Genomic DNA, 24,215 nt, shown 5'->3' with positions numbered 1-24,215 from the left:
TTCAGGCCGCCCATGCGGTACCTCCTGCCGCTGCTCCTGCTCCTCGCGCTCTTCGGCATGCTGGTGATGCGCGGTTATGTGCACAGCGAGATCGTCGCGGACCACCGGGTCAGACCGCCGGCCCCGACCGGTGACGTGCCCGGCCACATCCTCGACGGCGGTCCGGTCATCGACGCCCGTGGCAAGGGGGAACCCACCAGCCTGCGCATCCCCGACCACCGGATCGTCCTGACCTTCGACGACGGACCCGACCCGGAGTGGACCCCGAAGGTGCTCGACGAGCTGAGGAAGTACCACGCACACGCCGTCTTCTTCGTCACCGGCACCATGGCCTCCCGCTACCCGGCCCTGGTCAGGCGGATGGTCGAGGAGGGCCACGAGGTCGGCGTGCACACCTTCGACCACCCCGACCTCTCGTACCAGTCGAAGAGCCGTATCGACCGGGAGCTCTCCCAGACCCAGCTGGCCCTGGCGGGCGCGGCCGGTATCCGCTCCTCGCTCTTCCGGCCGCCCTACTCGTCGTTCGCCGACGCGCTGGACGACAAGAACTGGCCGGTCGTGAAGTACATCGGAAGCCGTGGCTACATCACGGTGCTCGACTCCGTCGACAGCGAGGACTGGCAGCGGCCCGGCGTCCCCACGATTCTGCGCAATGCCGCTCCGCACGGCGGCCGGGGCGCGATCGTCCTCATGCACGACTCGGGCGGGAACCGCGCGCAGACCGTGGCGGCGCTCGGCCGCTATCTTCCCGAACTCCAGCGCAGGGGTTACGAGTTCAGCAGCCTCACCGATGCCCTGGGCGCCCCTTCGTCGCAGACCCCGGTCAGCGGCGCCGAGCTGTGGCGCGGCAAGGCGTTCGTCTTCGCGGTCGGGCTCTCCGACGAGGTCTCCGGCATCCTGATCGGCTGCCTCGCCGTCGTCGGCGTGCTGGTGTTCGCCCGCTTCGGGCTGATGCTCGTGCTCTCCTTCGTCCATGCCCGCAGGGTCCGCGCACCGGGCTTCCGCTGGGGCGAGCCGGTCACCGAACCGGTGTCGGTGCTCGTCCCCGCGTACAACGAGGCCGCCTGCATCGTCAGTACGGTCCGCTCGCTGGCCGGAAGTGACCACCCCGTCGAGGTCGTCGTCATCGACGACGGCTCGTCGGACGGTACGGCGGAGCTGGTGGAGGCGGAGCGGCTGCCCGGTGTCCGGGTGGTGCGCCGCCACAACGCGGGGAAGGCCGCCGCGCTCAACACCGGCATCGCGCACGCCCGGCACGACCTCATCGTGATGATGGACGGCGACACCGTCTTCGAAGCGGCCACCGTGCGCGAACTGGTGCAGCCCTTCGGCGACCCGGCGGTCGGCGCGGTCGCCGGGAACGCCAAGGTCGGCAACAGGGACGGCCTCATCGGTGCCTGGCAGCACATCGAGTATGTGATGGGCTTCAACCTGGACCGCCGGATGTACGACGTCCTGGGCTGTATGCCCACCATCCCGGGGGCCGTCGGCGCCTTCCGCAGGACGGCGCTCGACGGAGCCGGCGGGCTGAGCGAGGACACCCTCGCCGAGGACACCGCTCACGATGGCCCTGCACCGCGACGGCTGGCGCGTGGTCTACGCGGAGAACGCCCGCGCCTGGACCGAGGCGCCCGAGAGCGTCCAGCAGCTCTGGTCGCAGCGCTACCGCTGGTCGTACGGGACGATGCAGGCGATCTGGAAGCACCGCCGCGCACTGGTCGAGCGGGGCCCGTCCGGGCGGTTCGGCCGGATCGGCCTGCCGCTGGTCGCGCTCTTCATGGTGCTGGCGCCGCTGCTGGCCCCGCTCATCGATGTCTTCCTGCTGTACGGGCTGATCTTCGGCCCCACCGAGAAGACCGTGCTCGCCTGGCTGGCCGTCCTCTCGGTGCAGGCGGTGTGCGCCGGGTACGCGTTCCGGCTCGACCGCGAACGGATGCGGCACCTGGTCTCGCTGCCGCTCCAGCAGATCCTGTACCGGCAGCTGATGTACGTCGTGCTGCTCCAGTCGTGGATCACCGCTCTCACCGGCGGGCGACTGCGCTGGCAGAAGCTGCGCCGTACCGGAGCGGTCGCCGCCCCCGGCGCGCTGCCCGCACCACGCGAGGACCGAGCGGGCAGCGTGCCCGGGGCGCGGCCCAGCGACAACCGGCCCAGCGACAACCGGCCCAGCGACAACCGGCCCAGCGACAACCGGCCCAGCGACAACCGGCCCAGAGATAAACGGCCCAGAGATAAACGGAGTTCTGCCGTATGACCGCCACCACGCCTCCGTCCGTCCCGGACGTTCCCGGCCGTGACCGCTGTCTCGATCTGCTCCGTACCACCGCCCTGGTCCGCGTCGTCTTCTACCACCTGTTCGGCTGGGCCTGGCTGTCGGTCGTCTTCCCTTCCATGGGCGTCATGTTCGCCCTCGCCGGCTCCCTGATGGCCCGCTCACTCGGCCGCCGGACCCCGGTGACCGGAAAGGCAGCTCTGGCCGTCATCCGGGGCCGGGTCCGCCGGCTGCTGCCGCCGATGTGGGCGTTCGGCGCGCTGATGGTGGGGATGATGGCGTACGCCGGTTGGCGGCCCTCCGTCACGAAGCTGCTGTGGTACGTCGTCCCGCTCGGCGCCCCGCCCTATCCCGACACGCTCGGCTCCGCGTCCGGCAGGCTCGACCAGGACTGGCCCGACCAGGCGGTGGGTCCGCTCTGGTATCTCCGCGCCTACCTCTGGTTCGTACTGCTCTCCCCGCTGCTGCTGCGGGCGTTCCGCAGACTGCCCTGGCCGACGCTGCTCGCGCCGCTCGCGCTGACCGCGGTCGTCGGCACGGGGATGGTGACCGTACCCGGTGAACCGGGCCTCGCCCTCACCGACTTCGCGGTCTACGGCTCCTGCTGGATCCTGGGCTTCGCCCACCGGGACGGGCTGCTCAGCAAGGTGCCGCGCTACTTCCTGGTCTCCTGCGCCGTCCCCGTCATGGCGTTCGGCCTCTGGTGGGCGCACGGCCACATCGGGCCCGACGGCTGGGACCTCAACGACATCCCGCTCGCCCAGGCCGCCTGGTCGCTCGGCGCCTGCGCGCTGCTCCTCACCTACGCCCCGTCCTGGCGCCGACTCCCGCCCCGCCTGGCCCGGTTCGACAGGGTCATCACGCTCACCAACAACCGCGCGGTGACCATCTACCTCTGGCACAACGCCCTCATCATGGCCACCGTGCCGCTCGTCGACCAGCTGTACGAAGTGCCGTTCATCGAGGGCCGGTTCGACTTTGCGCTGACCGCCACGTACAACGTGTGGATGTTCCTCGCGGTCTGGCCGCTGATCGGGCTGGCCGTGCTGGCCACCGGCTGGATCGAGGACCTGGCGGCCGGCCGCCGCCCCCGGCTCTGGCCGGACGGCGCGCTATCTGGCCGGGGCGGCGCCCGCACGGTAGGCCCCGGGGGTGGTGCCCATGGCCTGGGCGAAGGTGTGGACGAACGCGCTGGTGGTCGCCCAGCCGCAGGCATGGGCGGTCTCGGTGACGGCGGCGCCCTCGGCGAGCATGACCAGCGCGGTGAAGAGGCGGGCGCGGGTGCGCCACTGGGGGTAGGTCATGCCGAATTCGTCGCGGAACAGCCTTGAGAGGGTGCGCTGGCCGGTGTGGGTCCTGTCGGCGAGCTGGGCGAGGGTGTAGCACCTGCGCAGATCGTCCTCGACGAGGCGGCAGGCGTCGGCGAGCCGCCGGTCACGGGGGGCGGGCAGGGCGACGGGCTGAGCCGGGACGCGGCGCAGCCGGTCGCGGAGCACGGCTTCGATGTGCCGGGTCTCGGCCGGTGCGAGGGCGGTGCTGGTCAGGGCGATGAGGAGTTCGCGGACCAGGCTGTCCACGGCGATGACCGTCGGGCGTCCGGTGTGGAGCAGCGGCGTCCTTCCCCGGGCGGGGAAACCGATGGTGTGGAAGTGGCTCTGCCCGTAGAAGCGGTGTTCGTGCCAGGTGTTCGCGGGGACCCACAGGGCCCGGTCGTTGGAGGCGATCCAGGATCCGTGTTCCGTGGTGATCGCGAGTACCCCGGAGCTGACATAGATGAGTTGGTGGTCGTCGTGGCGGTGCCGGTCGATGGTGTCGCCACCGTCACGGAACTGGGTGCTGGTCGGCGCGACGGGCGTGTGGCGGATCTGCGACATGGATAGGCAGAATACGGGAAGCGCGCCGGGGGGCCTGTTGCCCATCGTGGGGGAATGACATCGATCCAGGGAACAAGCGCTCCCGGTGCGGCCGGCCCCGGCGAGGACGCTCCCAGCGGTGCCGCCGACCGGCCGGGGCACTGGCGCCGGATGCGGATCTGGGCCGGCGCCCATGCCGTCGACGACTTCTACCAGGGCCTGGTGCCCGCCGCGGTCCCGTACTTCGTACTGCAGCGGGACTTCAGCTATGTGCAGGCGTCCGGGCTCGCACTGGCCGCGACGCTGGGCAGTGCACTGCCGCAGGTGCCGATCGGGCTGCTGGCCGACCGTTACCGGCTGCGGTGGATGTCGCCGCTGGGCATCAGCCTGGCGGGGACCGGGGCGGGCCTGTCCGGGCTCGTGCCCTCCTACCCGGTGGTGTTCGCGCTCCTGCTGATGGCGGGCGTGGGCATCGCGATGTTCCACCCGCCGGCGGGGCGCGACGCGCGCCGCGCGGCCGGGGGCAGTGCCACCGCGATGAGTTACTTCGCCGCCGGCGGAAGCGTCGGCTTCTTCGTCGCTCCGGCGCTGGTCACACCGGCCCTGGACACCCTCGGGATGGGCGCGACAGCGCTGTTCGTGCCGCCTGCCGTGCTCATGGGATTCGTTCTGCTGCGCCACCACAACCGGACCGCAGGCCCGGCGGCCAGGACGGTGCGGCACCGGGGCGAGGACCGGCCCGGCCTCTTCGCGGCCCTGACCGCCGTCGAGGTCGTGCGCTCCACCATCTCGACCGGCCTGAACACCTTCATCTCGCTGTACTGGATCCGCCACCTGGAGGGGAGCAGCGGTCTCGGCGGCATCGCCCTGACCCTCGAACTCGGAGGCGGCGTGCTCGGCACCCTGCTCGGCGGCCGGCTCGCCGACCGCATCGGCATGGTCCGTACGGTGCAGATCGGCAACGCCGCCATGCTGCCCGCCCTCTGGTCCATGCTGGTCTGCGACGACAAGTACTACGCGCTGCCGCTGGCGATGCTGGTCGGTCTGATCTCGAACATCCCGTTCGCCGTGCTCATCAAGCTCGGCCAGGACTACCTGCCCAGCAGGCCCGGCACGGCGGCCGGAGTGACACTCGGCCTCGCCATGAGCGCCGGAGGACTGTTCATGCCGCTGCTGGGCCTCGTCGCCACGCACTACGGTCCCCGGGGCGCGCTCATGCTGCTTGCCACCGTGCCGGTCCTCGCGGTCCTGCTCTCCATCGCGCTGCGCGAGCCCGTCCACCAGGATCCGGAGCCCGTTTCCCGTGTGCCGGAGCCGGTCCACCACGCACCGGAGCCGGTTTCCCGCGAGCCGGTTTCCCGTGAGGCGGAGCCCGCCGTCCACCCCGAACCGGGATCCGACCCCCGCGAACCCGACACCGGGTGACCGACCGTGCGGCGGCCGTGCCGTGAGCGGGTGGGTTCCGGGGTCGTCCACCGCATCCGGGCTGGTGCGGGCGGTATACCGTCGGCGTACGGATCCGGTACCGATGACGCCGCGAGCTCAGCAGGGCGGGCGCCGCCGCGGCGGCAGGGGCGGCCGGCCGGCGGGACCGGGCCGTCACGCGTTCCTGGGAGGCTCACGCACCATGCACGACACCGCACCGCCCCGGCCGGGCCCGCTCGCCGGGTTCACCGTCGGCGTCACCGCCGCCCGGCGCGCCGACGAGTTCATCGCGCTGCTCCAGCGGCGGGGCGCCGAGGTCCGGCACGCGCCCGCGCTGCGTACCGTCCCACTCGCCGACGACCGTGAACTCCGTACCGCGACCGACCAGTTGATCGCCACCGCGCCGGACACCGTGATCGCGACCACCGCGGTCGGCTTCCGGGGCTGGGTCGAGGCTGCCGAGGGCTGGGGCCTGGGCGGCGCCCTGGCCGAGCGGCTGCACGGCGCGGAACTCCTCGCACGCGGGCCCAAGGTCACGGGGGCGATCCGGGCGGCCGGACTGCGCGAGGCGTGGTCGCCCGGGTCCGAGTCGATGGCCGAAGTACGCGACCGGCTGCTCGCGCAGGGCGTCGCGGGCCGCCGGATCGCGGTGCAGCTGCACGGCGATCCGCTGACCGGTCTGATCCAGGAGCTGCGGGGCGCGGGCGCCGATGTGGTCGGCGTACCGGTGTACCGGTGGCTGCCGCCCGAGGACATCGGCCCGCTCGACCGGCTGACCGACGCGGTACTCGCCGGGTCGGTCGACGCCCTGACTTTCACCAGCGCACCCGCGGTCGTCTCGCTGCTGGCCCGAGCCGAAGCGCGCGGACTCCACGCCGACCTGCTCGCCGCGCTCCGGCACAGCGTGCCCGCGTTCTGCGTGGGGCCGGTCACGGCGCAGCCCCTCCAGGCGCACGGCGTCCCCACGCTCCAGCCGGAGCGCTTCCGGCTCGGGCCGCTCGTACAGCTGCTCTGCGCGGAGCTGCCGTCCCGGTCGGACGGTGTCGCGCGCGGATCCGCGGGTGGTGCTTCCGGAGGCGGGCGGTGACGAGCGGGCCTTCGTCGCGGAGGCGTCCGGGCCGCGGGCGGAGCCTGGGCGGCCGGAGCTGATCCGGACGGTCGCCGGGGCGGCCCGAGCTGATCCGGACGTCCGCCGGGCGGGACTGCCGGCCGGCCGCCGACCCGGCGGCGGGGCCGCGGAGCCCCGGGGCTACCGTGCGGGAATGATGACCGAAAACATCCGGCTGCGCCCGGTCGAGCTCTCCGACGCCGAAGCCCTCGCCACCGTCCTGGACCGCAACCGTGCCCATATGGCCCCCTGGGACCCGGCCAGACCCGAGTCCTTCTACACCGTCGATGGCCAACGGGAGCGCCTCCGGGTCTCGCTTGCCGAACGGGAGGCCGGGCGGGTGATGCCCTGGGTCCTGGAGGAGACCGGCACCGGGGACATCGTGGGGACCATCACCCTCAACAACATCATCCTCGGACCGCTCTGCAGCGCGGTCGTCGGCTACTGGGTGGACGCGGGCTGCACAGGCCGCGGGGTGGCGTCCGGTGCGGTCGATGAGGTCTGCCGGATCGCCCGCGACGAGCTCGGGCTGCACCGCGTCGAGGCCGGGACGCTGCTCGACAACGTTGCCTCGCAGCGGGTGCTCACCAAGTGCGGCTTCGAGTCCTACGGGGTGGCGCCCCGCTATCTGCACATCAACGGCGAGTGGCGCGACCACCGGCTCTTCCAGCGGATCCTGCACGACCGCAACTGAGCCCGGCGGTAAGGGATTCCGGCCGTGCGGGATCCGGTCGCCGTGCGCGATCAGGCACGTGCGTGTTCCGGCAACCCTCACCGGCGGGGTTACGGCACGGCACGTGACTGGGCACTGTAAGAGGTATGGGTTCGCACGCGTACGAGCTGCGGTTCGACTCCGGGCGCATCTGCCTGGACCTGGTGGCGACAGGGACGGATTCCGTTGAACAACTCGACTGCGGGCGGCGGCTGGCCGCCTGGCTGACCGGCGCCGGACTGGTCCCGGTCGGCACCCCGATCCCGGCCCCCGGCGCCGACTGGCTGCATGCCTTCACCGAACTCCGTTCCCATGTGGCCGAGTTGGTACGGGCCGAGGTCGCGGGGCGCCCGGCGGAGCGGGCGCTGGCGGAGGTCAACGCCCGTGCGGCGGGCCCGCCTCCGGGGCTCCGGGCGGTACGCGGTGAGGGCGGCGGCCTCGTCAGGGAACTGGCCGCCGCGCCCGAGCGTGACGCCCTGCTCGCGGCCGTCGCCCGGGACGCCGTCGAGCTGCTCACCGACCCGGGGGCCCGCGCGCTGCTGCGCCAGTGCGAGGGCGACAACTGCCGGCGGCTCTATCTGGACACCTCCCGGGGACACCGCCGACGCTGGTGCTCCAGCGAGGTCTGCGGCAACCGCGAACGGGTCGCCCGCCACCGCCGCAGGGCGGCCGTGGCGGCCCGCACCTGAGGGGGAGCCGCAGCACGCCCGGGGAACGCCGGAGGAACACCGGCGGGACGCCGGCCGTAACGCCGACGGAACGGCGCCTGACATACGCTCCCCCTTCGCATAGGGTTGACGGTCGCCCAATGAATGCAAGAAGGGGGCCTCAGTGGCCGCGCAGGACGCCGCTGTCGACTCGGTCAGGGACCGCGAGATCGCGACCGAGCAGGAGCACCTCGATCAGGTGTACCGACGCCTTGAGGAGAAGATCCACGAGGCTGAGTTCCTCATGAACGACGCCGCCCAGCGCGGCCAGGTCGGCACGCCGGGCGCGCTCGCCGAGCGGGACGCCCAGGTCTTCCGGGCCGGTATCCATCTCAACCGCCTCAACAACGAGTTCGAGGACTTCCTCTTCGGACGTATCGACCTGCTCCAGGGCAAGGACGGCAAGAAGGGCCCGGACGGCGCGTACACCGCCGTCGAGCCGGCCGACGACGCCGTACGCCCCGACGACACCGCCGATGTCGCCGAGACCCTGCACATCGGCCGTATCGGGGTTCTGGACTCCGACTACTCGCCGCTGGTCATCGACTGGCGGGCCCCGGCCGCCGCGCCCTTCTACCGCTCGACCCCGGTCGACCCCGGCCGGGTCGTACGCCGCAGGGTCGTCCGCTCCAAGGGCCGCAAGGTCCTCGGCGTCGAGGACGACCTGATGCGCCCCGAGCTGACCGCCTCGCTCGACGGCGCCCCGCTGGCCGTCGTCGGGGACGGCGCGCTGATGGCCGCGCTCGGGCAGGCCCGCAGCCACACCATGCGGGACATCGTCTCGTCCATCCAGGCCGAGCAGGACCTGGTGATCCGGGCGCCGGCGGCATCCGTCACCGAGGTGTCCGGCGGGCCCGGCACCGGCAAGACGGCCGTGGCGCTGCACCGTGCCGCGTACCTGCTCTACCAGGACCGCCGCAAGTACGCGGGCGGCATCCTGATCGTCTCGCCGACGCCGCTGCTCGTGGCGTACACCGAGGGCGTGCTGCCCTCGCTCGGCGAGGAGGGCCAGGTCGCGATCCGCGCGGTCGGCTCGCTGGTGGACGGCGCGGAGGCGACGGCGTACGACGATCCGGCCGTCGCCCGGATCAAGGGCTCGTCGCGGATGCTCCAGGTGCTGCGGAAGGCGGCACGCGGGGCGCTGGAGAACCCGGCGCAGCGTCCGGTACGGCAGCGGACCCGGGGCGGCGGTCCCGGCGGCCGCGCGGGGGACGAGCAGCTGTCCTTCGGCGACCCGGACCAGCAGTCCGGCGAGCAGTCCGGCGAGCAGTCCGGCGAGCGGGAGGAGCCGCGGGACACACCGTCCCCCGCCACCCCCGACCGGCTGCGGGTGGTCGTCTTCGGCGGCCGGCTCGAGCTGGAGGCCGACGAGCTCCGGCGTATCCGGCAGAACGTCCTCGGCGGCACCGCGCCCGTCAACCTGCTGCGCCCGCGCGCCAGGAAGCTGCTGCTCGACGCGTTGTGGGCCAAGTCGGGCGGCCGGTCCCGGGGCGCCTCCTCGTACGCGAGCGATCCGGAACTCGCCGCCGAGCTGCGGTCGTCCTTCGACGACGACGTGTCGAGCGAGGACAGCTTCACCGACTTCCTGGACGCCTGGTGGCCCGAGCTGACCCCGCGCGGGGTGCTCGCCGCGATGGCGGACGAGCGCAGGCTCGGCCGCTGGGCCCGCCGGGTGCTCAACCAGGGCGAGGTGCGCAAGCTGGCCCGCTCGCTGCGGCGCGAGACCCTCTCGGTGCACGATGTGGCGCTCCTCGACGAGCTCCAGGCGCTGCTCGGCACACCGCACCGTCCGAGGAAGAAGCGGGAGTACGACCCGCTGGATCAGCTCACCGGTCTTGACGAGCTGATGCCGCAGCGCGAGGAGACCCAGTGGGAGCGGGCCGACCGGCTGGCCCAGGAGCGCACCGAGTACGCGCATGTCATCGTCGACGAGGCCCAGGACCTGACGCCCATGCAGTGGCGGATGGTCGGCCGCAGGGGCCGTCAGGCGACCTGGACGGTCGTGGGCGACGCGGCCCAGTCGTCGTGGTCGGCCCCCGACGAGGCTGCCGCCGCCCGCGACGAGGCGCTCGGCGCGCGCCCGCGCCGCCGCTTCACACTGACCGTCAACTACCGCAATCCGGCGGAGATCGCCGAGCTGGCGGCGAAGGTGCTCGCGCTGGCCATGCCGGGCATGGAGTCGCCGTCGGCGGTCCGCTCCACCGGCGTCGAGCCGCGCTTCGCCGTCGTCCCGGACGGGGATCTGGCGGGCACGGTGCGTGAGGAGGCCCGGCTGCTGCTCGACCGGGTCGACGGGACGGTCGGTGTGGTGGTCGCCATGAACCGTCGCGATCAGGCCAGGAAGTGGCTGTCCGGTCTCGGGGACCGGGTGGTGGCGCTGGGCAGCCTGGAGGCGAAGGGGCTTGAGTACGACGCCACGGTCGTGGTGTCGCCCGCGGAGATCGCGGACGAGTCACCGGCCGGGCTGCGGGTGCTGTACGTGGCGCTGACCCGTGCCACGCAGCAGCTCACGGTGGTCTCGGCGGCGGGCGACGCGCCGGACGGCGACGGCGTACCGGATCTGCTGCGGGACTGACAGCGCAGCTCGCCGGGGGTCCGGCCGTCTCATGCCCGGGGGTCCGGGTGACGGGCCCGGAGTCAATGTGCCGGAGGGGAATCACTTTCCCGGGTGGTTTGTTAATCTGGACGTGACACCGGCTCGATCCAAGCCCCCGGGCCCAACCTTCGTCGCTTCGAGCGACCACTTGCCGCGAGGCGAGCATGGCGGGCCGGTGTCACCTAGACCGTGACTGAAGAAGGTCCGCACCACCCCCGGGTGGTGCGGACTTTTTCTGTTTCCGGGCGGGTCCGCGCAACTTTCTGCGGACCGTACGTCCCTGGGGCTTCCCCGACCAGGACGTTTCTCGTATGGTGGAAAACACTTTCCGAATCGGAGGTCCCATTACCAGCTACTGGCTGGTAGGTGCGACCATCGGATGCGTTTTACCGAACAACCAGGGAAAAGCAAAGGAAGTCGGCCATGGCAACGGCGCCCAGCGTCTCGTACTCGATCACGGCGCGTCTGGAGGTCCCCGCGAGCGGGACCGCGGTCAGCCAGCTCACCACGGCCGTGGAGTCCTCAGGCGGCTCGGTCACCGGCCTCGACGTCACCGCATCCGGCCACGAGAAGCTGCGGATCGACGTCACCATCGCCGCTTCCTCCACCGACCACGCCGACCAGATCGTCCAGCAGCTCAAGGGCATCGAGGGGGTCGAGCTCGGGAAGGTCTCCGACCGTACGTTCCTGATGCACCTCGGCGGCAAGATCGAGATGGCGTCCAAGCACCCCATCCGCAACCGTGACGACCTCTCGATGGTCTACACGCCGGGTGTGGCCCGCGTCTGCATGGCGATCGCGGACAACCCCGAGGACGCCCGTCGGCTCACCATCAAGCGCAACTCCGTTGCAGTGGTGACGGACGGCTCCGCGGTCCTGGGCCTCGGCAACATCGGCCCGAAGGCCGCCCTGCCGGTCATGGAGGGCAAGGCGGCCCTCTTCAAGCGCTTCGCCGGGATCGACGCCTGGCCGCTCTGCCTGGACACCCAGGACTCCGACGCGATCGTGGAGATCGTCAAGGCCATCGCGCCCGGCTTCGCCGGCATCAACCTGGAGGACATCTCGGCGCCCCGCTGCTTCGAGATCGAGGCCCGGCTGCGCGAGGCCCTGGACATCCCGGTCTTCCACGACGACCAGCACGGCACCGCGATCGTCGTGCTGGCCGCGCTGACCAACGCGCTGCGCGTGGTGGACAAGGAGTTCAGCGAGGTCCGGGTGGTCATGTCCGGTGCCGGAGCGGCCGGTACGGCCATTCTGAAGCTGCTGCTGGCCGCGGGTGTCAAGCACGCGGTCGTCGCCGACATCCACGGTGTGGTGCACGCGGGCCGCAAGGACCTGGTCGACGCCGAGCCCGAGTCGCCGCTGCGCTGGATCGCCGACAACACCAACCCCGAAGGCGTGACGGGCACGTTGAAGGAGGCCGTGGTCGGCGCGGACATCTTCATCGGTGTCTCGGCCCCCGACGTGCTGGGCGGCGAGGACGTCGCGGCGATGGCGGACGGCGCGATCGTGTTCGCGCTCGCGAACCCCGACCCCGAGGTCGACCCGGCGATCGCCCGTCAGACGGCGGCAGTTGTGGCCACCGGCCGCTCGGACTTCCCGAACCAGATCAACAACGTGCTGGTCTTCCCGGGCGTCTTCCGCGGTCTGCTCGACGCCCAGTCCCGTACGGTCAACACGGAGATGATGCTCGCGGCGGCGGGCGCGCTCGCCGATGTCGTCGGCGCGGACGAGCTCAACGCCAACTACATCATCCCCTCCGTCTTCAACGACAAGGTCGCCGGGGCGGTCGCGGGAGCGGTCCGCTCGGCCGCGAAGGCCGCCGGTGTGACCGTGACGGCGCCCACGTCCGCCTGACGCCCGGCGCGTCGCGGGACTCACGGCCCCGAACGCCCCTCTAGGGTGGCGGGAAATGAGCCCCCGGGCGCCCACAGCCGGGTTTCACGGAGTCGACGGAGCGTCACCGTCCCGGGACAGTGACGCGTTCGTGTGACTCCGGTGAGTGCCGGATTGGCTTTCCCGCCGTTGGTGGGGGCAGGATGCATATTCGGGCGCGAGGGTCTGACGTCAGACCCGGGTCCGGGGACTGTCCTAGGGCCCTGGCAGCATCGGCTTCGATCTCACGCCTTACAGGCAAGAAGAACACGGGAGTAACAACATGAACCGCAGTGAGCTGGTGGCCGCCCTGGCCGATCGTGCCGAGGTGACCCGTAAGGACGCCGACGCCGTTCTGGCCGCTCTCGCCGAGACCGTCGGCGAGATCGTCGCCAAGGGCGACGAGAAGGTCACCATCCCCGGCTTCCTGACCTTCGAGCGCACCCACCGTGCCGCTCGCACCGCGCGTAACCCGCAGACCGGCGACCCGATCAACATCCCCGCCGGCTACAGCGTGAAGGTCTCCGCGGGCTCGAAGCTCAAGGAAGCCGCGAAGGGCAAGTAACCCCAAGCGCAAAGTACGGAGCACAGAACGGAGGGCGGCCACCCGGTCAGGGTGGCCGCCCTCCGTCATGTCAGGACCGGACTCAGCCGGATTCGGCTCTCCCGGACTCAGCTCTCCCGGAACGTCTCCAGGTCCACCGTCGCCAGGGACGTGACGAGGGTGGTGCGCGGCCCTGCGGCGATGCCGGGGACCGAGGGGACCGCCAGCAGCCGGCAGCCTGCGGAGAGCGCCGCCGTGGCCCCGGTCGGGGTGTCCTCGACGGCCAGACAGCGGGCCGGGTCCACGCCCAGCGCCGCCGCTGCCGCCAGATACGGGTCCGGATGGGGCTTTCCCCGCGCCGACTCTCCCGAGGCCACGGACGCCGCGAACCGGTGCGCACCGAGCGCGTCGAGCACCATGTCGGCCACATGCCGTTCCGACGCGGTGACCAGCGCCACCGCGACACCCAGCGCCGCCGCCTGGTCGAGCAGGCGCAGGGCGCCCGGCTGCACGGTGACCCCGGAGGCCACACCGGCCGTGAAGTCCCGGTCCAGACGGGCCGCCGTCTCCGCCACCGTCAGACCGACACCGTGCTCATGGACCGCGCGCTCCGCCGCGTCGGCCACCGCGGCCCCGGCGTACGCCGCCACGACACCCGGGCCTGCGGGGACACCCTCGGCCCTGAGCAGCCGGGCGACCGTCTCCAGCCAGGCGTGCTCGGTGTCGACCAGGGTGCCGTCCATGTCGCACAGCAGCGCCACGGGGAGCGTCATGAGGGCTTGCCTCTCTGTTCAGGTGCGGTACGGGCCAGGGGGCCGGCCCGGAAGGAGTTGCCCACGGTGAGGACGACCGGGCCGCCGCTCCTGCTCACCACCCCGGCCGGCGTCCGCACCCGGAAGAAGGCAGCGGCCTGAGCGGTCCCGCACAACTCAGGGACCCCTGGAGGGAGTTCGGCCGGGTATCCGCCCTCAGACCAGTGCCGCTCCCGGCAGCTCCACCTTGGCGCCCAGTTCGATCAGCTTGTCGAGGAAGTTCTCGTAGCCCCGGTTGATCAGATCGATCCCGTGCACCCGGGACGTGCCCTGGGCCGCCAGTGCGGCGATCAGGTACGAGAAGCCGCCGCGCAGGTCGGGGATGACCAGATCGGCGCCCTGCAGCTTGGTGGGGCCGCTGACGACCGCCGAGTGCAGGAAGTTGCGCTGGCCGAAGCGGCAGTCCGAGCCGCCCAGGCACTCGCGGTAGAGCTGGATGTGCGCGCCCATCTGGTTCAGCGCGGACGTGAAGCCGAGCCGGGACTCGTACACCGTCTCGTGCACGATGGAGAGGCCGCTCGCCTGCGTCAGCGCCACCACCAGGGGCTGCTGCCAGTCGGTCTGGAAGCCGGGGTGGACGTCCGTCTCCAGCGCGATCGCGTCGAGCGGGCCGCCCGGGTGCCAGAAGCGGATGCCCTCGTCGTCGATCTCGAAGGCGCCGCCGACCCGGCGGAAGGTGTTGAGGAAGGTCATCATCGAGCGCTGCTGGGCGCCGCGCACATAGATGTTGCCCTCGGTCGCCAGCGCGGCCGACGCCCAGGACGCGGCCTCCAGACGGTCCGGGAGCGCCCGGTGGTTGTAGCCGCCGAGCTGGTCGACACCGGTGATCCGGATCGTCCGGTCGGTGTCCATCGAGATGATCGCGCCCATCTTCTGCAGGACGCAGATGAGGTCCTCGATCTCCGGCTCCACGGCCGCGTTCGACAGCTCGGTGACGCCCTCGGCGAGCACCGCGGTCAGCAGCACCTGCTCGGTCGAGCCCACCGACGGGTACGGCAGCCGGATCTTGCAGCCGCGCAGCCGCTGCGGGGCCTCCAGGTACTGGCCGTCCGCCCGCTTCTCGATCGTCGCGCCGAACTGCCGCAGCACCTCGAAGTGGAAGTCGATCGGCCGGCCGCCGATGTCGCAGCCGCCGAGACCGGGGATGAACGCGTGACCCAGCCGGTGCAGCAGCGGGCCGCAGAAGAGGATCGGGATGCGCGAGGAGCCCGCATGGGCGTCGATGTCCGCGACGTTGGCGCTCTCGACGTGCGACGGGTCGAGGACCAGCTCGCCCGGTTCCTCACCGGGGCGGACCGTCACCCCGTGCAGCTGGAGCAGGCCGCGCACGACGCGTACGTCCCGGATGTCGGGCACATTGCGCAGTCTGCTCGGACCGCTGCCGAGCAGGGCGGCGACCATCGCCTTGGGCACGAGGTTCTTCGCGCCGCGAACGCGGATCTCGCCCTCAAGCGGGTTACCGCCGTGGACGAGCAGGACATCGTCGGTGCCAGTGCCGGTCATGAATCTCGCGTTCCGGTGGAGGAGGGTGGACAGAGGGGCAGTCTCAAAGGGTAAGGGGCGAACGGCCCCCTTCCATAAGGCAAAGGGGGGCTGTCGTGCGTCATGACTTCGCTACAACACGCTCCGTGCGGGTCCGGTCACGGCGCGCCGCCGCCCGGCGTCCCCGCCGTCCGGCCCGCGGGGCGGTGCTCCTCCCGCGCTGAGCTGCGCCGGACGAGAGCTCCGGGCCCCGCGCCCCACGGAACGCGAATGTGCGGGATCATATGTGCCATGACGGAGGTGTCCTCGCTCACAGGGCGGCTGCTCGTGGCCACTCCCGCCCTGGCGGACCCGAATTTCGGCCGTGCCGTGGTGCTCGTGCTCGACCATGACAGGGAGGGCTCCCTCGGGGTGGTGCTGAACCGCCCGACCCCGGTCGGCGTCGGCGACATCCTGGCGGGCTGGGAGCAGCTGGCCGCGGAGCCCGGCGTCGTCTTCCAGGGCGGCCCGGTCTCGCTGGACTCGGCGCTGGGCCTCGCGGTGATCCCCGGCGGGGCGCGGAACGGCGGCGGCGGCGACGCGGTGCCGGTCCCGGGGATCGACGAGCCCACCCCCCGGCGCAGGCCGTGGGGCGACGCGGCCACGGGGCTGCGGCGCCGGGCCGACCGCAACGACCCCATCGGCTGGCGGCGGGTGCACGGGGCGATCGGGCTGGTCGATCTGGAGACCCCGCCCGAGCTGCTCGCGGCGGCGCTCGGCTCGCTGCGGATCTTCGCCGGTTACGCGGGCTGGGGCCCGGGACAGCTGGCCGAAGAGGTGGCGGAGGGGGCCTGGTACGTGGTGGATTCGGAGCCCGGCGATGTCTCGTCGCCCGACCCGGACGGGCTGTGGCGGTCGGTGCTGAGGCGCCAGCGGAGCGGTCTGGCGATGATCGCCACCTATCCGGACGACCCTTCGCTGAACTGAAGCCGGAATGAGTCAGTACCCTTGGCCCTCATGAGCACTCTTGAGCCCGAGCGCGGGGCAGGTACGGGGACCCTCGTAGAGCCGACACCCCAGGTGTCGAACGGCGACGGCGACCACGAGCGCTTCGCCCACTATGTCCAGAAGGACAAGATCATGGCGAGCGCGCTGGAAGGCACGCCTGTTGTCGCACTCTGCGGCAAGGTCTGGGTGCCGGGCCGCGACCCGAAGAAGTATCCGGTCTGTCCCATGTGCAAGGAGATCTACGAGTCCATGGGCGCCGGGGGCGACAAGGACAAGGGCGGCAAGGACGGCGGCAAGAAGTAGCCGCCCCGCCGGACTGGTCCACGTAGATCCTCTTCTCGCCGGACCGGTGTGCGCAGGGCTCCTCCTTGCCGGACCGGTCTGGCCGTACTGCGCCTCGCCGTACGGCTTTCGGCTGTACCGCTTTCCGCCGTGGGGGCCCGGCCCGTGTCGCCCCCCGTCGTCATCGGCCGGCCCGGCGAATTGGTCTATGCCACTTGCCGTGGGTCCGGCAGGATGGGCGCATGGATCTGATTCCCGCGCCTCTCGGCGCACAGGACGGGCAGGACGGCGACGCGTTCACCCTGGACGCCGGCACGGTGATCGACGCCGGGCCGGGCACCGAGGGTGTCGCCCGGTGGCTGCGGCAGGTGCTGGGCGATGCGACGGGGCTGCCCCTGGAGGCCGGTTCCCGGTCCGGGGCCGGTGACGGCATCCCCCCTTCCGGCTCCTCTCCCGACTCCGGTTCCGGTGAGGGTTCCGGCGGGGCCACCCTCGGCGGCGCCATCCGGCTGCGGATCGATCCCGCGCCCGGATCCGGTACGCCCGGTGACGGGAGCGTTGGCAGCCCCGAGGGATACGCGCTGGCCGTCGGCGGTGACGGCGTCCTGCTGAGCGGTGGCAGCGCGGCCGGTCTCTTCTGGGGCGCCCAGACCCTCCGTCAGCTGCTCGGGCCGGACGCCTTCCGGCGGGCTCCGCTGCGGCCCGGCGCCCCCTGGCGGATCCCCGGCTGCGCCATCGAGGACAGCCCCCGGTTCGCCTGGCGCGGCATGATGCTCGACGTGGCACGGCACTTCATGCCCAAGGAAGGCGTACTGCGCTACCTCGACCTCCTCGCCGCCCACAAGCTCAACGTCTTCCACTTCCACCTCACCGACGACCAGGGCTGGCGCATCGAGATCAAGCGCTATCCGCGGCTGACGGAGGTCGGCGCCTGGCGCGCCCGTACGAAGTGGGGCCACCGGGCGTCACCGCTCTGGGACGAGAAGCCGCACGGCGGTTACTACACCCAGGACGACATCCGCGAGATCGTCGCCTACGCCGCCGAGCGGCACATCACCGTCGTCCCCGAGATCGACGTCCCCGGCCACTCGCAGGCCGCCATCGCCGCCTATCCGGAGCTGGGCAACGCCGATGTCGTCGACACGGCCGCCCTCACCGTCTGGGACACCTGGGGCGTCAACCCCAATGTGCTCGCCCCGACGGAGAGTTCGCTGCGCTTCTACGAAGGCGTACTGGAGGAGGTCCTCGACCTCTTCCCTTCGGCCTTCGTCCATCTCGGCGGCGACGAGTGCCCCAAGGAGCAGTGGAAGGCGTCGGCGACCGCCCAGGCGCAGATCAAGGAGCTGGGCCTGCGTGACGAGGACGAGCTCCAGTCGTGGTTCATCCTGCACTTCGACCGCTGGCTCGCCGACCGGGGGCGCCGTCTCATCGGCTGGGACGAGATCCTGGAGGGCGGCCTCGCGCCCGGCGCGACGGTCTCCTCCTGGCGCGGTTACGCGGGCGGGATCGCCGCGGCCGAGGCCGGTCACGACGTCGTCATGTGCCCCGAGCAGCAGGTGTATCTGAACTTCCGGGAGGACGGCGGCGAGGACGAGCCGATGCCCATCGGCTGGGTCCGCACCCTGGAGGACGTCTACCGCTTCGAGCCCGTACCGCCGCAGCTCGGCCCGGAGGCCGCCGCCCATGTACTCGGCACCCAGGCCAACCTCTGGACCGAGGTGACGGAGAACCAGAGCCGGGTCGACTACCAGGTGTTCCCCAGGCTCGCGGCCTTCGCTGAGGTGGCCTGGTCGGCGCTGCCGGAACCGGCGGCCCGGGACTTCGCGGACTTCGGCCGGCGGATGGCCGCGCACTACGCCCGACTTGACGCGCTCGGTGTCCAGTACCGCCCGCCCGGCGGCCCGTTGCCCGCGCAGCGCCGCCCCGCACCGGAGGGGCTGACCGCCGCGGATCTCGGACGTCCGATCGAGGGGCAGCCCCCGAACGTGTGAGTGTGCGGGCAAGGTGAGGGCAGCGGCCCGGCGGTCCGGAACCATGGGCCGCCGGGCCGAACAACTCAGGCAACGGGTGCAGAAGAGAGGTAATCGGCAGTTCACGGCAATCCCGTGTGAATGCGGACGTTCAGTCTGGGAAGGGATGGATCTGCCCTTCGCGGACCCTCCCGTCGGGCAGTGCGGAAGATGTGCCAGAGTTGCCACGTCCGGGCTCTGAGCACGTACCGTACGGCGCAACAGGCGGGACAGCCGGGACACCGGGACACCGGGAAGGGGCAGCTGGGTTGACCACGCACGCACCGCAGGCGGCGCAGTCCGTGACGCTGCCGACGTCGCTCGACGAGGCTGTGGCGGCACTGACGGCCATGCCTGCCGCCGTCCCCGTCGCGGGCGGCACCGATCTGATGGCGGCCGTGAACTCGGGGCTGCTGCGGCCCACAGGACTCGTCGGACTCGGCAGGATCAGCGAGATCCGTGGCTGGCACTACCAGGACGGCCACGCACTGCTCGGCGCCGGCCTCACCCACGCCCGGATGGGACGGCCCGACTTCGCGGCGCTCATCCCGGCGCTGGCCGCTGCCGCACGCGCCGCCGGTCCGCCGCAGATCCGTAACGCGGGCACGCTCGGCGGCAACATCGTCACCGCCGCACCGACCGGTGACGCGCTGCCCGTGCTGGCCGCGCTGGAGGCCACGCTGGTCGTCGCGGGTCCTGGCGGTGTCCGCCGCGAGACCCCGGTCTCGCATCTGCTCGCGGGCCGGGACATGCTCCAGCCCGCCGAACTCGTGGGTTTCGTACGGGTACCGCTGCTGCACGCGCCGCAGGTCTTCCTCAAGGCCACCGGGCGTACCGGACCTGGCCGGGCCACCGCGTCGGTCGCGGTGGTCCTGGACCCGGCAAGGCGCGGGGTGCGGTGTGCGGTCGGGGCCGTCGCGCCGATGCCGCTGCGGCCGATGGAGGCCGAGCAGTGGATCGCCTCGCTCATCGACTGGGACGGGGAGCGCGGGCTGGCGCAGGAGGCGCTCACCGCCTTCGGCGAGTACGTCGCCGCCGCCTGCATCCCCGACGCGGCGCCGCCGCCCGAAGGGGGAGAGGCGCCGCCGTTGCCCCCGGCCGTACTGCACCTGCGGCGGACCGTCGCCGCACTGGCCCGGCGAGCACTGGGGAGGGCGCTCTCATGACCACCAACGACGACCGCGGCGGCTGGCAGCCGGTCCCGCAGGGCGGTGAGTACGACGCGGAGGCCACCGCGTTCGTGCAGCTCCCGGAGGGCATGGACCCGTCCGGCGCACCGCTGGCCGCTCCCGGCCACGGCTATGTACCGCCGATGATTCTGCCGCTGACGCCCGCGGCGGGGACGGACCCGGCCGCCACCGGGCAGTGGACGGTGCCACAGGCCCAGGACCAGGGCCGGCCGACGGACCAGGGGCACCAGCCCCAGCAGGCGTACCCGCCGCACCAGTTCGGCCAGTCCTACCAGCCCTACGAGTCCGGCCCGCCCCACCAGTCCGGACAGCCCCGGTCGGTGCCCGAGACGCCGTACTGGCCGGAGCCCGCACGGGATCCGCAGCCGGGGCCGGGGTATCCGCAGGAGCCGGTGGCCACGGGTCAGTGGACCTTCGGGGACGCGCAGGACCAGTCCGGTCGCCAACAGCCGTACCAGCAGCACCAGCAGCAGCATCAGCCACACTCCCACGAACAGCACCCGCAGCCGCATCAGCAGCACGGCGGGGACCTCACCGGGCAGTGGACGATTCCGGTCGCCGAGGGCGATGTCCCCGAGGAGTCCGGCGAGTACACCGCCTCCTCGCTGATGCGCCCGGCCACGCTGCCCGGTGGCGCGCCCGCGCCGTGGGCCGTACCGGCCGAGCCCGCGCCGGACCACGGAACTCCGGCCGGTGGCACGCCCGTACCGCACGACCCACAGGACGCGCAGCAGGCGGGCGCCGAGCCGTCCGCCGGGGACGCGCCGGTGGCGGCGGCCGACGAGCCCGGCAGCCCGCGGGGCGGTTACGGATCCGGCCAGGACGACGAGGGCGCCGGTGCCGCCGACCGGGTGGCCGGACACGACGGCGGGCACGAGCCGCACCGCCCGCACGAGCCGCACGGTGCCCCGGCGCCGGACCCGCAGGACATCCCCGCGCCCCGTGCGGCGGAGTCCGGCGTGGAGTCCCCGGAGCCGGACGCCGTATCCGCATCCGGGGCCGGTGCCGATGACGGTCCGGAGACCACCGCTCCCGCCCCGGCGGACCCCGAGGCCACGCACGCTGACGCGCTGCACCCCGAGGCCGCGCACCCGGACGCCACCCACCCGGACGCCCCTGCGGCAGTCCCCGGCGCGGCAGTCCCCGGCGCGGCGGACCGGGATATGGCGGAGCCCGGCACGGCCGACCCCAACACGGCCGACCCCAACACAGCCGACCCCGGTCCGGCGCCCGTGTCCGACGCGCCGCCCGCCGCCTGGAGCGAGCACACCCCCGCCTCGTACGTCCTGCGCGTGAACGGCACCGACCGCCCCGTCACGGACGCCTGGATCGGGGAGTCGCTGCTCTACGTCCTGCGGGAGCGGCTCGGGCTCGCGGGCGCCAAGGACGGCTGCTCGCAGGGGGAGTGCGGCGCCTGCAACGTCCAGGTGGACGGCCGTCTTGTCGCCTCCTGCCTGGTCCCCGCCGCCACCGCCGCCGGCTCCGAGGTCCGTACGGTCGAGGGCCTCGCCGTCAACGGTGAACCGTCCGACGTCCAGCGCGCCCTCGCCGACTGCGGAGCCGTCCAGTGCGGCTTCTGCATCCCGGGCATGGCCATGACGGTCCATGACCTCCTGGAGGGCAACCACGCCCCCACCGAACTCGAAACCAGACAGGCCCTGTGCGGCAACCTCTGCCGCTGCTCCGGCTACCGAGGCGTGCTGGACGCGGTGGGCGAGGTGGTCGCCGGGCGCGCGGCGGCGGGTGCCGTGTCCGAAGAACCCCGTATCCCGCACCAGGCAGCACCCGGCTCCGGCGGCATGCAGCCCGACAACCCGCAGCCCGACAACCCGCAGCAGCACGACGGAGGCATGGCGTGAGCAGCGACGCGGCCACCGCGGCCACCGCGAAGTCCCCCGAGGCGGACGGCCCGGAGCAGGAGCCGCCCGCGCACGGGCTCGGCGCGTCCCTCCCGCCCGCCGACACCCGGGCGAAGACCGAGGGCACCTTCCCCTACGCGGCCGACCTGTGGGCCGAGGGTCTCCTCTGGGCCGCCGTGCTGCGCTCCCCGCACCCGCACGCCCGGATCCTCTCCATCGACACGTCCGAGGCGTCCGCGATGCCCGGGGTCCGCACGGTCGTCACCCACGCCGACATTCCCGGCGACGCCGCGCACGGCCGCGCGATCGCCGACCGTCCGGTCTTCGCATCCGAACTGGTCCGCCACCACGGCGAGGCCATCGCCGCGGTCGCCGCCGACCACCCGGACACCGCCCGCCTCGCGGTGGCCGCCATCACGGTCGAGTACGAGGTCCTGGAGCCGGTCACCGACCCGGAGCAGGCATTCGAGGCCGAACCACTGCACCCCGACGGCAATCTGATCCGCCACATCCCGCTGCGCTTCGGCGACCCGGACATCACCGGTGAGGTCGTCGTCGAGGGCCTCTACCGGATCGGCCGCCAGGACCCGGCGCCCATCGGTGCCGAGGCCGGGCTCGCCGTACCGCGGCCCGACGGCGGCGTCGAGATCTACACCGCGTCCACCGACCCGCACACCGACCGCGATCTGGCCGCCGCCTGCTTCGGCCTGGAGCCGGACCGGGTCAAGGTGGTGGTGACCGGGGTGCCCGGCGCGACCGGCGACCGCGAGGACACCAGCTTCCAGCTCCCGCTGGGCCTGCTCGCCCTGCGGACCGGCTGCCCGGTCAAACTGGCCGCCACCCGCGAGGAGTCCTTCCTCGGCCACGCCCACCGCCACCCGACCCTGCTCCGCTACCGCCACCACGCGGACGCCGAGGGGCGCCTGGTGAAGGTCGAGGCGCAGATCCTCCTCGACGCGGGTGCGTACGCCGACGCCTCGTCCGAGTCCCTGGCCGCCGCCGTCTCGTTCGCCTGCGGTCCTTACGTGGTGCCGCACGCCTTCATCGAGGGCTGGGCGGTCCGTACGAACAACCCGCCGTCCGGCCATGTCCGCGGTGAGGGCGCGCTCCAGGTCTGCGCCGCGTACGAGGGCCAGATGGACAAGCTCGCGGCCCGGCTCTCCCTCGACCCGGCGGAACTGCGGCTGCGCAACGTACTGGCCACCGGCGATCTGCTGCCCACAGGGCAGACCATCACCTGCCCGGCCCCGGTCGCCGAACTCCTGCGCTCCGTCAAGGACTTCCCGCTGCCCGCACTGCCCAAGGACACCCCCGACAGCGACTGGCTGCTGCCCGGAGGACCGGAGGGCGCGGGCGAGCCGGGCGCGGTGCGCCGCGGGGTCGGCTACGCACTGGGCATGGTGCACATGCTCGGCGCCGAGGGGGCCGACGAGGTCTCCACGGCCACGGTCAAGGTGCACGACGGGGTCGCCACGGTCATCTGCGCCGCCGTCGAGACCGGGCAGGGATTCTCCACCCTGGCCCGGCAGATCGTCCAGGACACCCTCGGTATCGAGGAGGTCCATGTCGCGTCCGTCGACACCGACCAGCCCCCGGCCGGGCCCGCCACGCACGGCAGGCACACCTGGGTATCCGGCGGCGCGGTGGAGCGGGCCGCGAAGATGGTCCGCACCCAGCTCCTCCAGCCGCTGGCCCACCAGTTCGGGATGTCCACCGAACTGCTCCAGATCGCCGACGGCAAGATCACCTCGTACGACGGGGTGCTCTCCACGACGGTCACCGAGGCCATGGACGGCAAAGAGCTCTGGGCGACGGCCCAGTGCCGGCCGCATCCGACCGAACCGCTCGACGAGTCCGGCCAGGGCGACGCCTTCGTCGGCCTCGCCTTCTGCGCGGTCCGCGCGGTGGTGGACGTCGACATCGAACTGGGCTCCGTCCGGGTCGTGGAGATGGCCGTCGCGCAGGACGTCGGCCGGATCCTCAACCCGCGGCTGCTGGCCGCCCGTATCGAGGCGGGCGTCACGCAGGGCGTCGGGGCGGCCCTCACCGAGAACCTCCGTACGGCACGGGGTGTGGTGCGCCACCCGGACCTGACCGGTTACGCGCTGCCCACCGCCCTGGACGCCCCGGACATCCGCATCGTGAAACTCATCGAGGAGCGCGACGTGGTCGCCCCGTTCGGCGCGAAGGCAGCGAGCGCGGTGCCGGTGGTCACCTCCCCGGCCGCGGTGGCGGCGGCGGTACGGGCGGCGACCGGCCGCCCGGTGAGCCGGCTCCCGATCCGGCCGCAGGCCGCGGTGGTCACGAGCTGAAGCGCGTGCGGGGCCGGTCCGCGGCGCACTGCCGACGGCCGGCCGCACCGGGCCGCAACGCACTGCCGACCGCCTGCGGGGTCCGGCCCGCAGCACACCGCACCCCGCCCCGCCCCCGTTTCGCCCCCACATCACACATATGGGCATATCCGGACCCGCCGGAGGATGCCCTTTCCCGCGCAGGGGTAGT

The 24,215-nt window shown here is 72.6% G+C and carries 15 protein-coding genes and 3 pseudogenes; 15 read left to right on the top strand and 3 right to left on the bottom strand.

The genetic code is table 11. The features are described 5' to 3' along the window. Positions 1-12 precede the first annotated feature (12 nt). Positions 13-2,152: pseudogene (locus ACWGKJ_RS27645) on the top strand (bifunctional polysaccharide deacetylase/glycosyltransferase family 2 protein); the annotation flags it as partial. 98 nt (positions 2,153-2,250) lie between these two features. Then, positions 2,251-3,417, top strand: a pseudogene (locus tag ACWGKJ_RS27640) (acyltransferase family protein); the annotation flags it as partial. Here the strand turns inward: ACWGKJ_RS27640 and ACWGKJ_RS27635 are convergent. Then, positions 3,385-4,146: an AraC family transcriptional regulator gene (locus ACWGKJ_RS27635; protein ID WP_385032719.1), complete on the bottom strand. Its 762-nt coding sequence runs from the start codon at positions 4,144-4,146 to the stop codon at positions 3,385-3,387. The pseudogene ACWGKJ_RS27640 and the gene ACWGKJ_RS27635 sit on opposite strands and share 33 nt — an antisense overlap. A 150-nt stretch (positions 4,147-4,296) precedes the next feature. Here ACWGKJ_RS27635 and ACWGKJ_RS27630 point away from each other — a divergent pair, with 150 nt between their 5' ends. The 7 genes and pseudogenes from ACWGKJ_RS27630 (at position 4,297) to ACWGKJ_RS27600 (ending at position 13,113) form a co-directional block, all read left to right on the top strand. Beyond that, positions 4,297-5,550 carry an MFS transporter gene (locus tag ACWGKJ_RS27630; RefSeq protein WP_385032740.1) on the top strand — a complete coding sequence of 418 codons (1,254 nt, stop codon included), beginning with the start codon at positions 4,297-4,299 and terminating at the stop codon, positions 5,548-5,550. A 202-nt stretch (positions 5,551-5,752) separates the two neighbouring features. Continuing rightward, a pseudogene (locus ACWGKJ_RS27625) lies at positions 5,753-6,586 on the top strand (uroporphyrinogen-III synthase); the annotation flags it as partial. 226 nt (positions 6,587-6,812) lie between these two features. Next, positions 6,813-7,352, top strand: a complete 540-nt coding sequence (locus tag ACWGKJ_RS27620) for a GNAT family N-acetyltransferase (RefSeq protein WP_385032716.1) — start codon at positions 6,813-6,815, stop codon at positions 7,350-7,352. Between the two features lie 125 nt (positions 7,353-7,477). Next, entirely contained in the window at positions 7,478-8,059 is a 582-nt protein-coding gene (locus ACWGKJ_RS27615; protein ID WP_385032713.1) for a CGNR zinc finger domain-containing protein, read from the top strand. A gap of 142 nt (positions 8,060-8,201) precedes the next feature. Beyond that, positions 8,202-10,652, top strand: coding sequence for a HelD family protein (locus ACWGKJ_RS27610; protein ID WP_385032710.1), 2,451 nt, complete (start codon positions 8,202-8,204; stop codon positions 10,650-10,652). 444 nt (positions 10,653-11,096) lie between these two features. Further along, positions 11,097-12,530: an NAD-dependent malic enzyme gene (locus ACWGKJ_RS27605; RefSeq protein ID WP_385032707.1), complete on the top strand. Its 1,434-nt coding sequence runs from the start codon at positions 11,097-11,099 to the stop codon at positions 12,528-12,530. Positions 12,531-12,831: 301 nt separating this feature from the next. Next, a complete protein-coding gene (locus tag ACWGKJ_RS27600) occupies positions 12,832-13,113 on the top strand; it encodes an HU family DNA-binding protein (RefSeq protein WP_003968811.1) in 282 nt (93 codons plus the stop codon). Positions 13,114-13,220: 107 nt separating this feature from the next. Here ACWGKJ_RS27600 and ACWGKJ_RS27595 read toward each other — a convergent pair whose 3' ends face one another. Then, a complete protein-coding gene (locus ACWGKJ_RS27595; RefSeq protein WP_385032943.1) occupies positions 13,221-13,865 on the bottom strand; it encodes an HAD family hydrolase in 645 nt (214 codons plus the stop codon). 195 nt (positions 13,866-14,060) lie between these two features. After that, positions 14,061-15,407, bottom strand: a complete 1,347-nt coding sequence (murA, locus tag ACWGKJ_RS27590; protein ID WP_385032940.1) for a UDP-N-acetylglucosamine 1-carboxyvinyltransferase — start codon at positions 15,405-15,407, stop codon at positions 14,061-14,063. Positions 15,408-15,677: 270 nt separating this feature from the next. Here murA and ACWGKJ_RS27585 point away from each other — a divergent pair, with 270 nt between their 5' ends. The 6 genes from ACWGKJ_RS27585 (at position 15,678) to ACWGKJ_RS27560 (ending at position 24,025) form a co-directional block, all read left to right on the top strand. Further along, positions 15,678-16,352 carry a YqgE/AlgH family protein gene (locus ACWGKJ_RS27585; RefSeq protein WP_385032937.1) on the top strand — a complete coding sequence of 225 codons (675 nt, stop codon included), beginning with the start codon at positions 15,678-15,680 and terminating at the stop codon, positions 16,350-16,352. Between the two features lie 30 nt (positions 16,353-16,382). Next, positions 16,383-16,676: a DUF3039 domain-containing protein gene (locus ACWGKJ_RS27580; RefSeq protein WP_164266014.1), complete on the top strand. Its 294-nt coding sequence runs from the start codon at positions 16,383-16,385 to the stop codon at positions 16,674-16,676. Between the two features lie 221 nt (positions 16,677-16,897). After that, positions 16,898-18,646, top strand: a complete 1,749-nt coding sequence (locus ACWGKJ_RS27575) for a beta-N-acetylhexosaminidase (RefSeq protein ID WP_385032933.1) — start codon at positions 16,898-16,900, stop codon at positions 18,644-18,646. Positions 18,647-18,933: 287 nt separating this feature from the next. Continuing rightward, positions 18,934-19,830, top strand: coding sequence for an FAD binding domain-containing protein (locus tag ACWGKJ_RS27570; RefSeq protein WP_385032930.1), 897 nt, complete (start codon positions 18,934-18,936; stop codon positions 19,828-19,830). Further along, positions 19,827-21,713 carry a 2Fe-2S iron-sulfur cluster-binding protein gene (locus ACWGKJ_RS27565; RefSeq protein WP_385032927.1) on the top strand — a complete coding sequence of 629 codons (1,887 nt, stop codon included), beginning with the start codon at positions 19,827-19,829 and terminating at the stop codon, positions 21,711-21,713. The genes ACWGKJ_RS27570 and ACWGKJ_RS27565 overlap by 4 nt, the downstream gene beginning before the upstream one ends. Then, a complete protein-coding gene (locus ACWGKJ_RS27560; RefSeq protein ID WP_385032924.1) occupies positions 21,710-24,025 on the top strand; it encodes a xanthine dehydrogenase family protein molybdopterin-binding subunit in 2,316 nt (771 codons plus the stop codon). The genes ACWGKJ_RS27565 and ACWGKJ_RS27560 overlap by 4 nt, the downstream gene beginning before the upstream one ends. Positions 24,026-24,215 lie beyond the last annotated feature (190 nt).

The organism is Streptomyces sp. NPDC054757 (genome assembly GCF_053612185.1).
The sequence above is the reverse complement of the archived record's forward strand: the minus strand, read 5'-3'. Positions and strand labels throughout refer to the sequence as shown.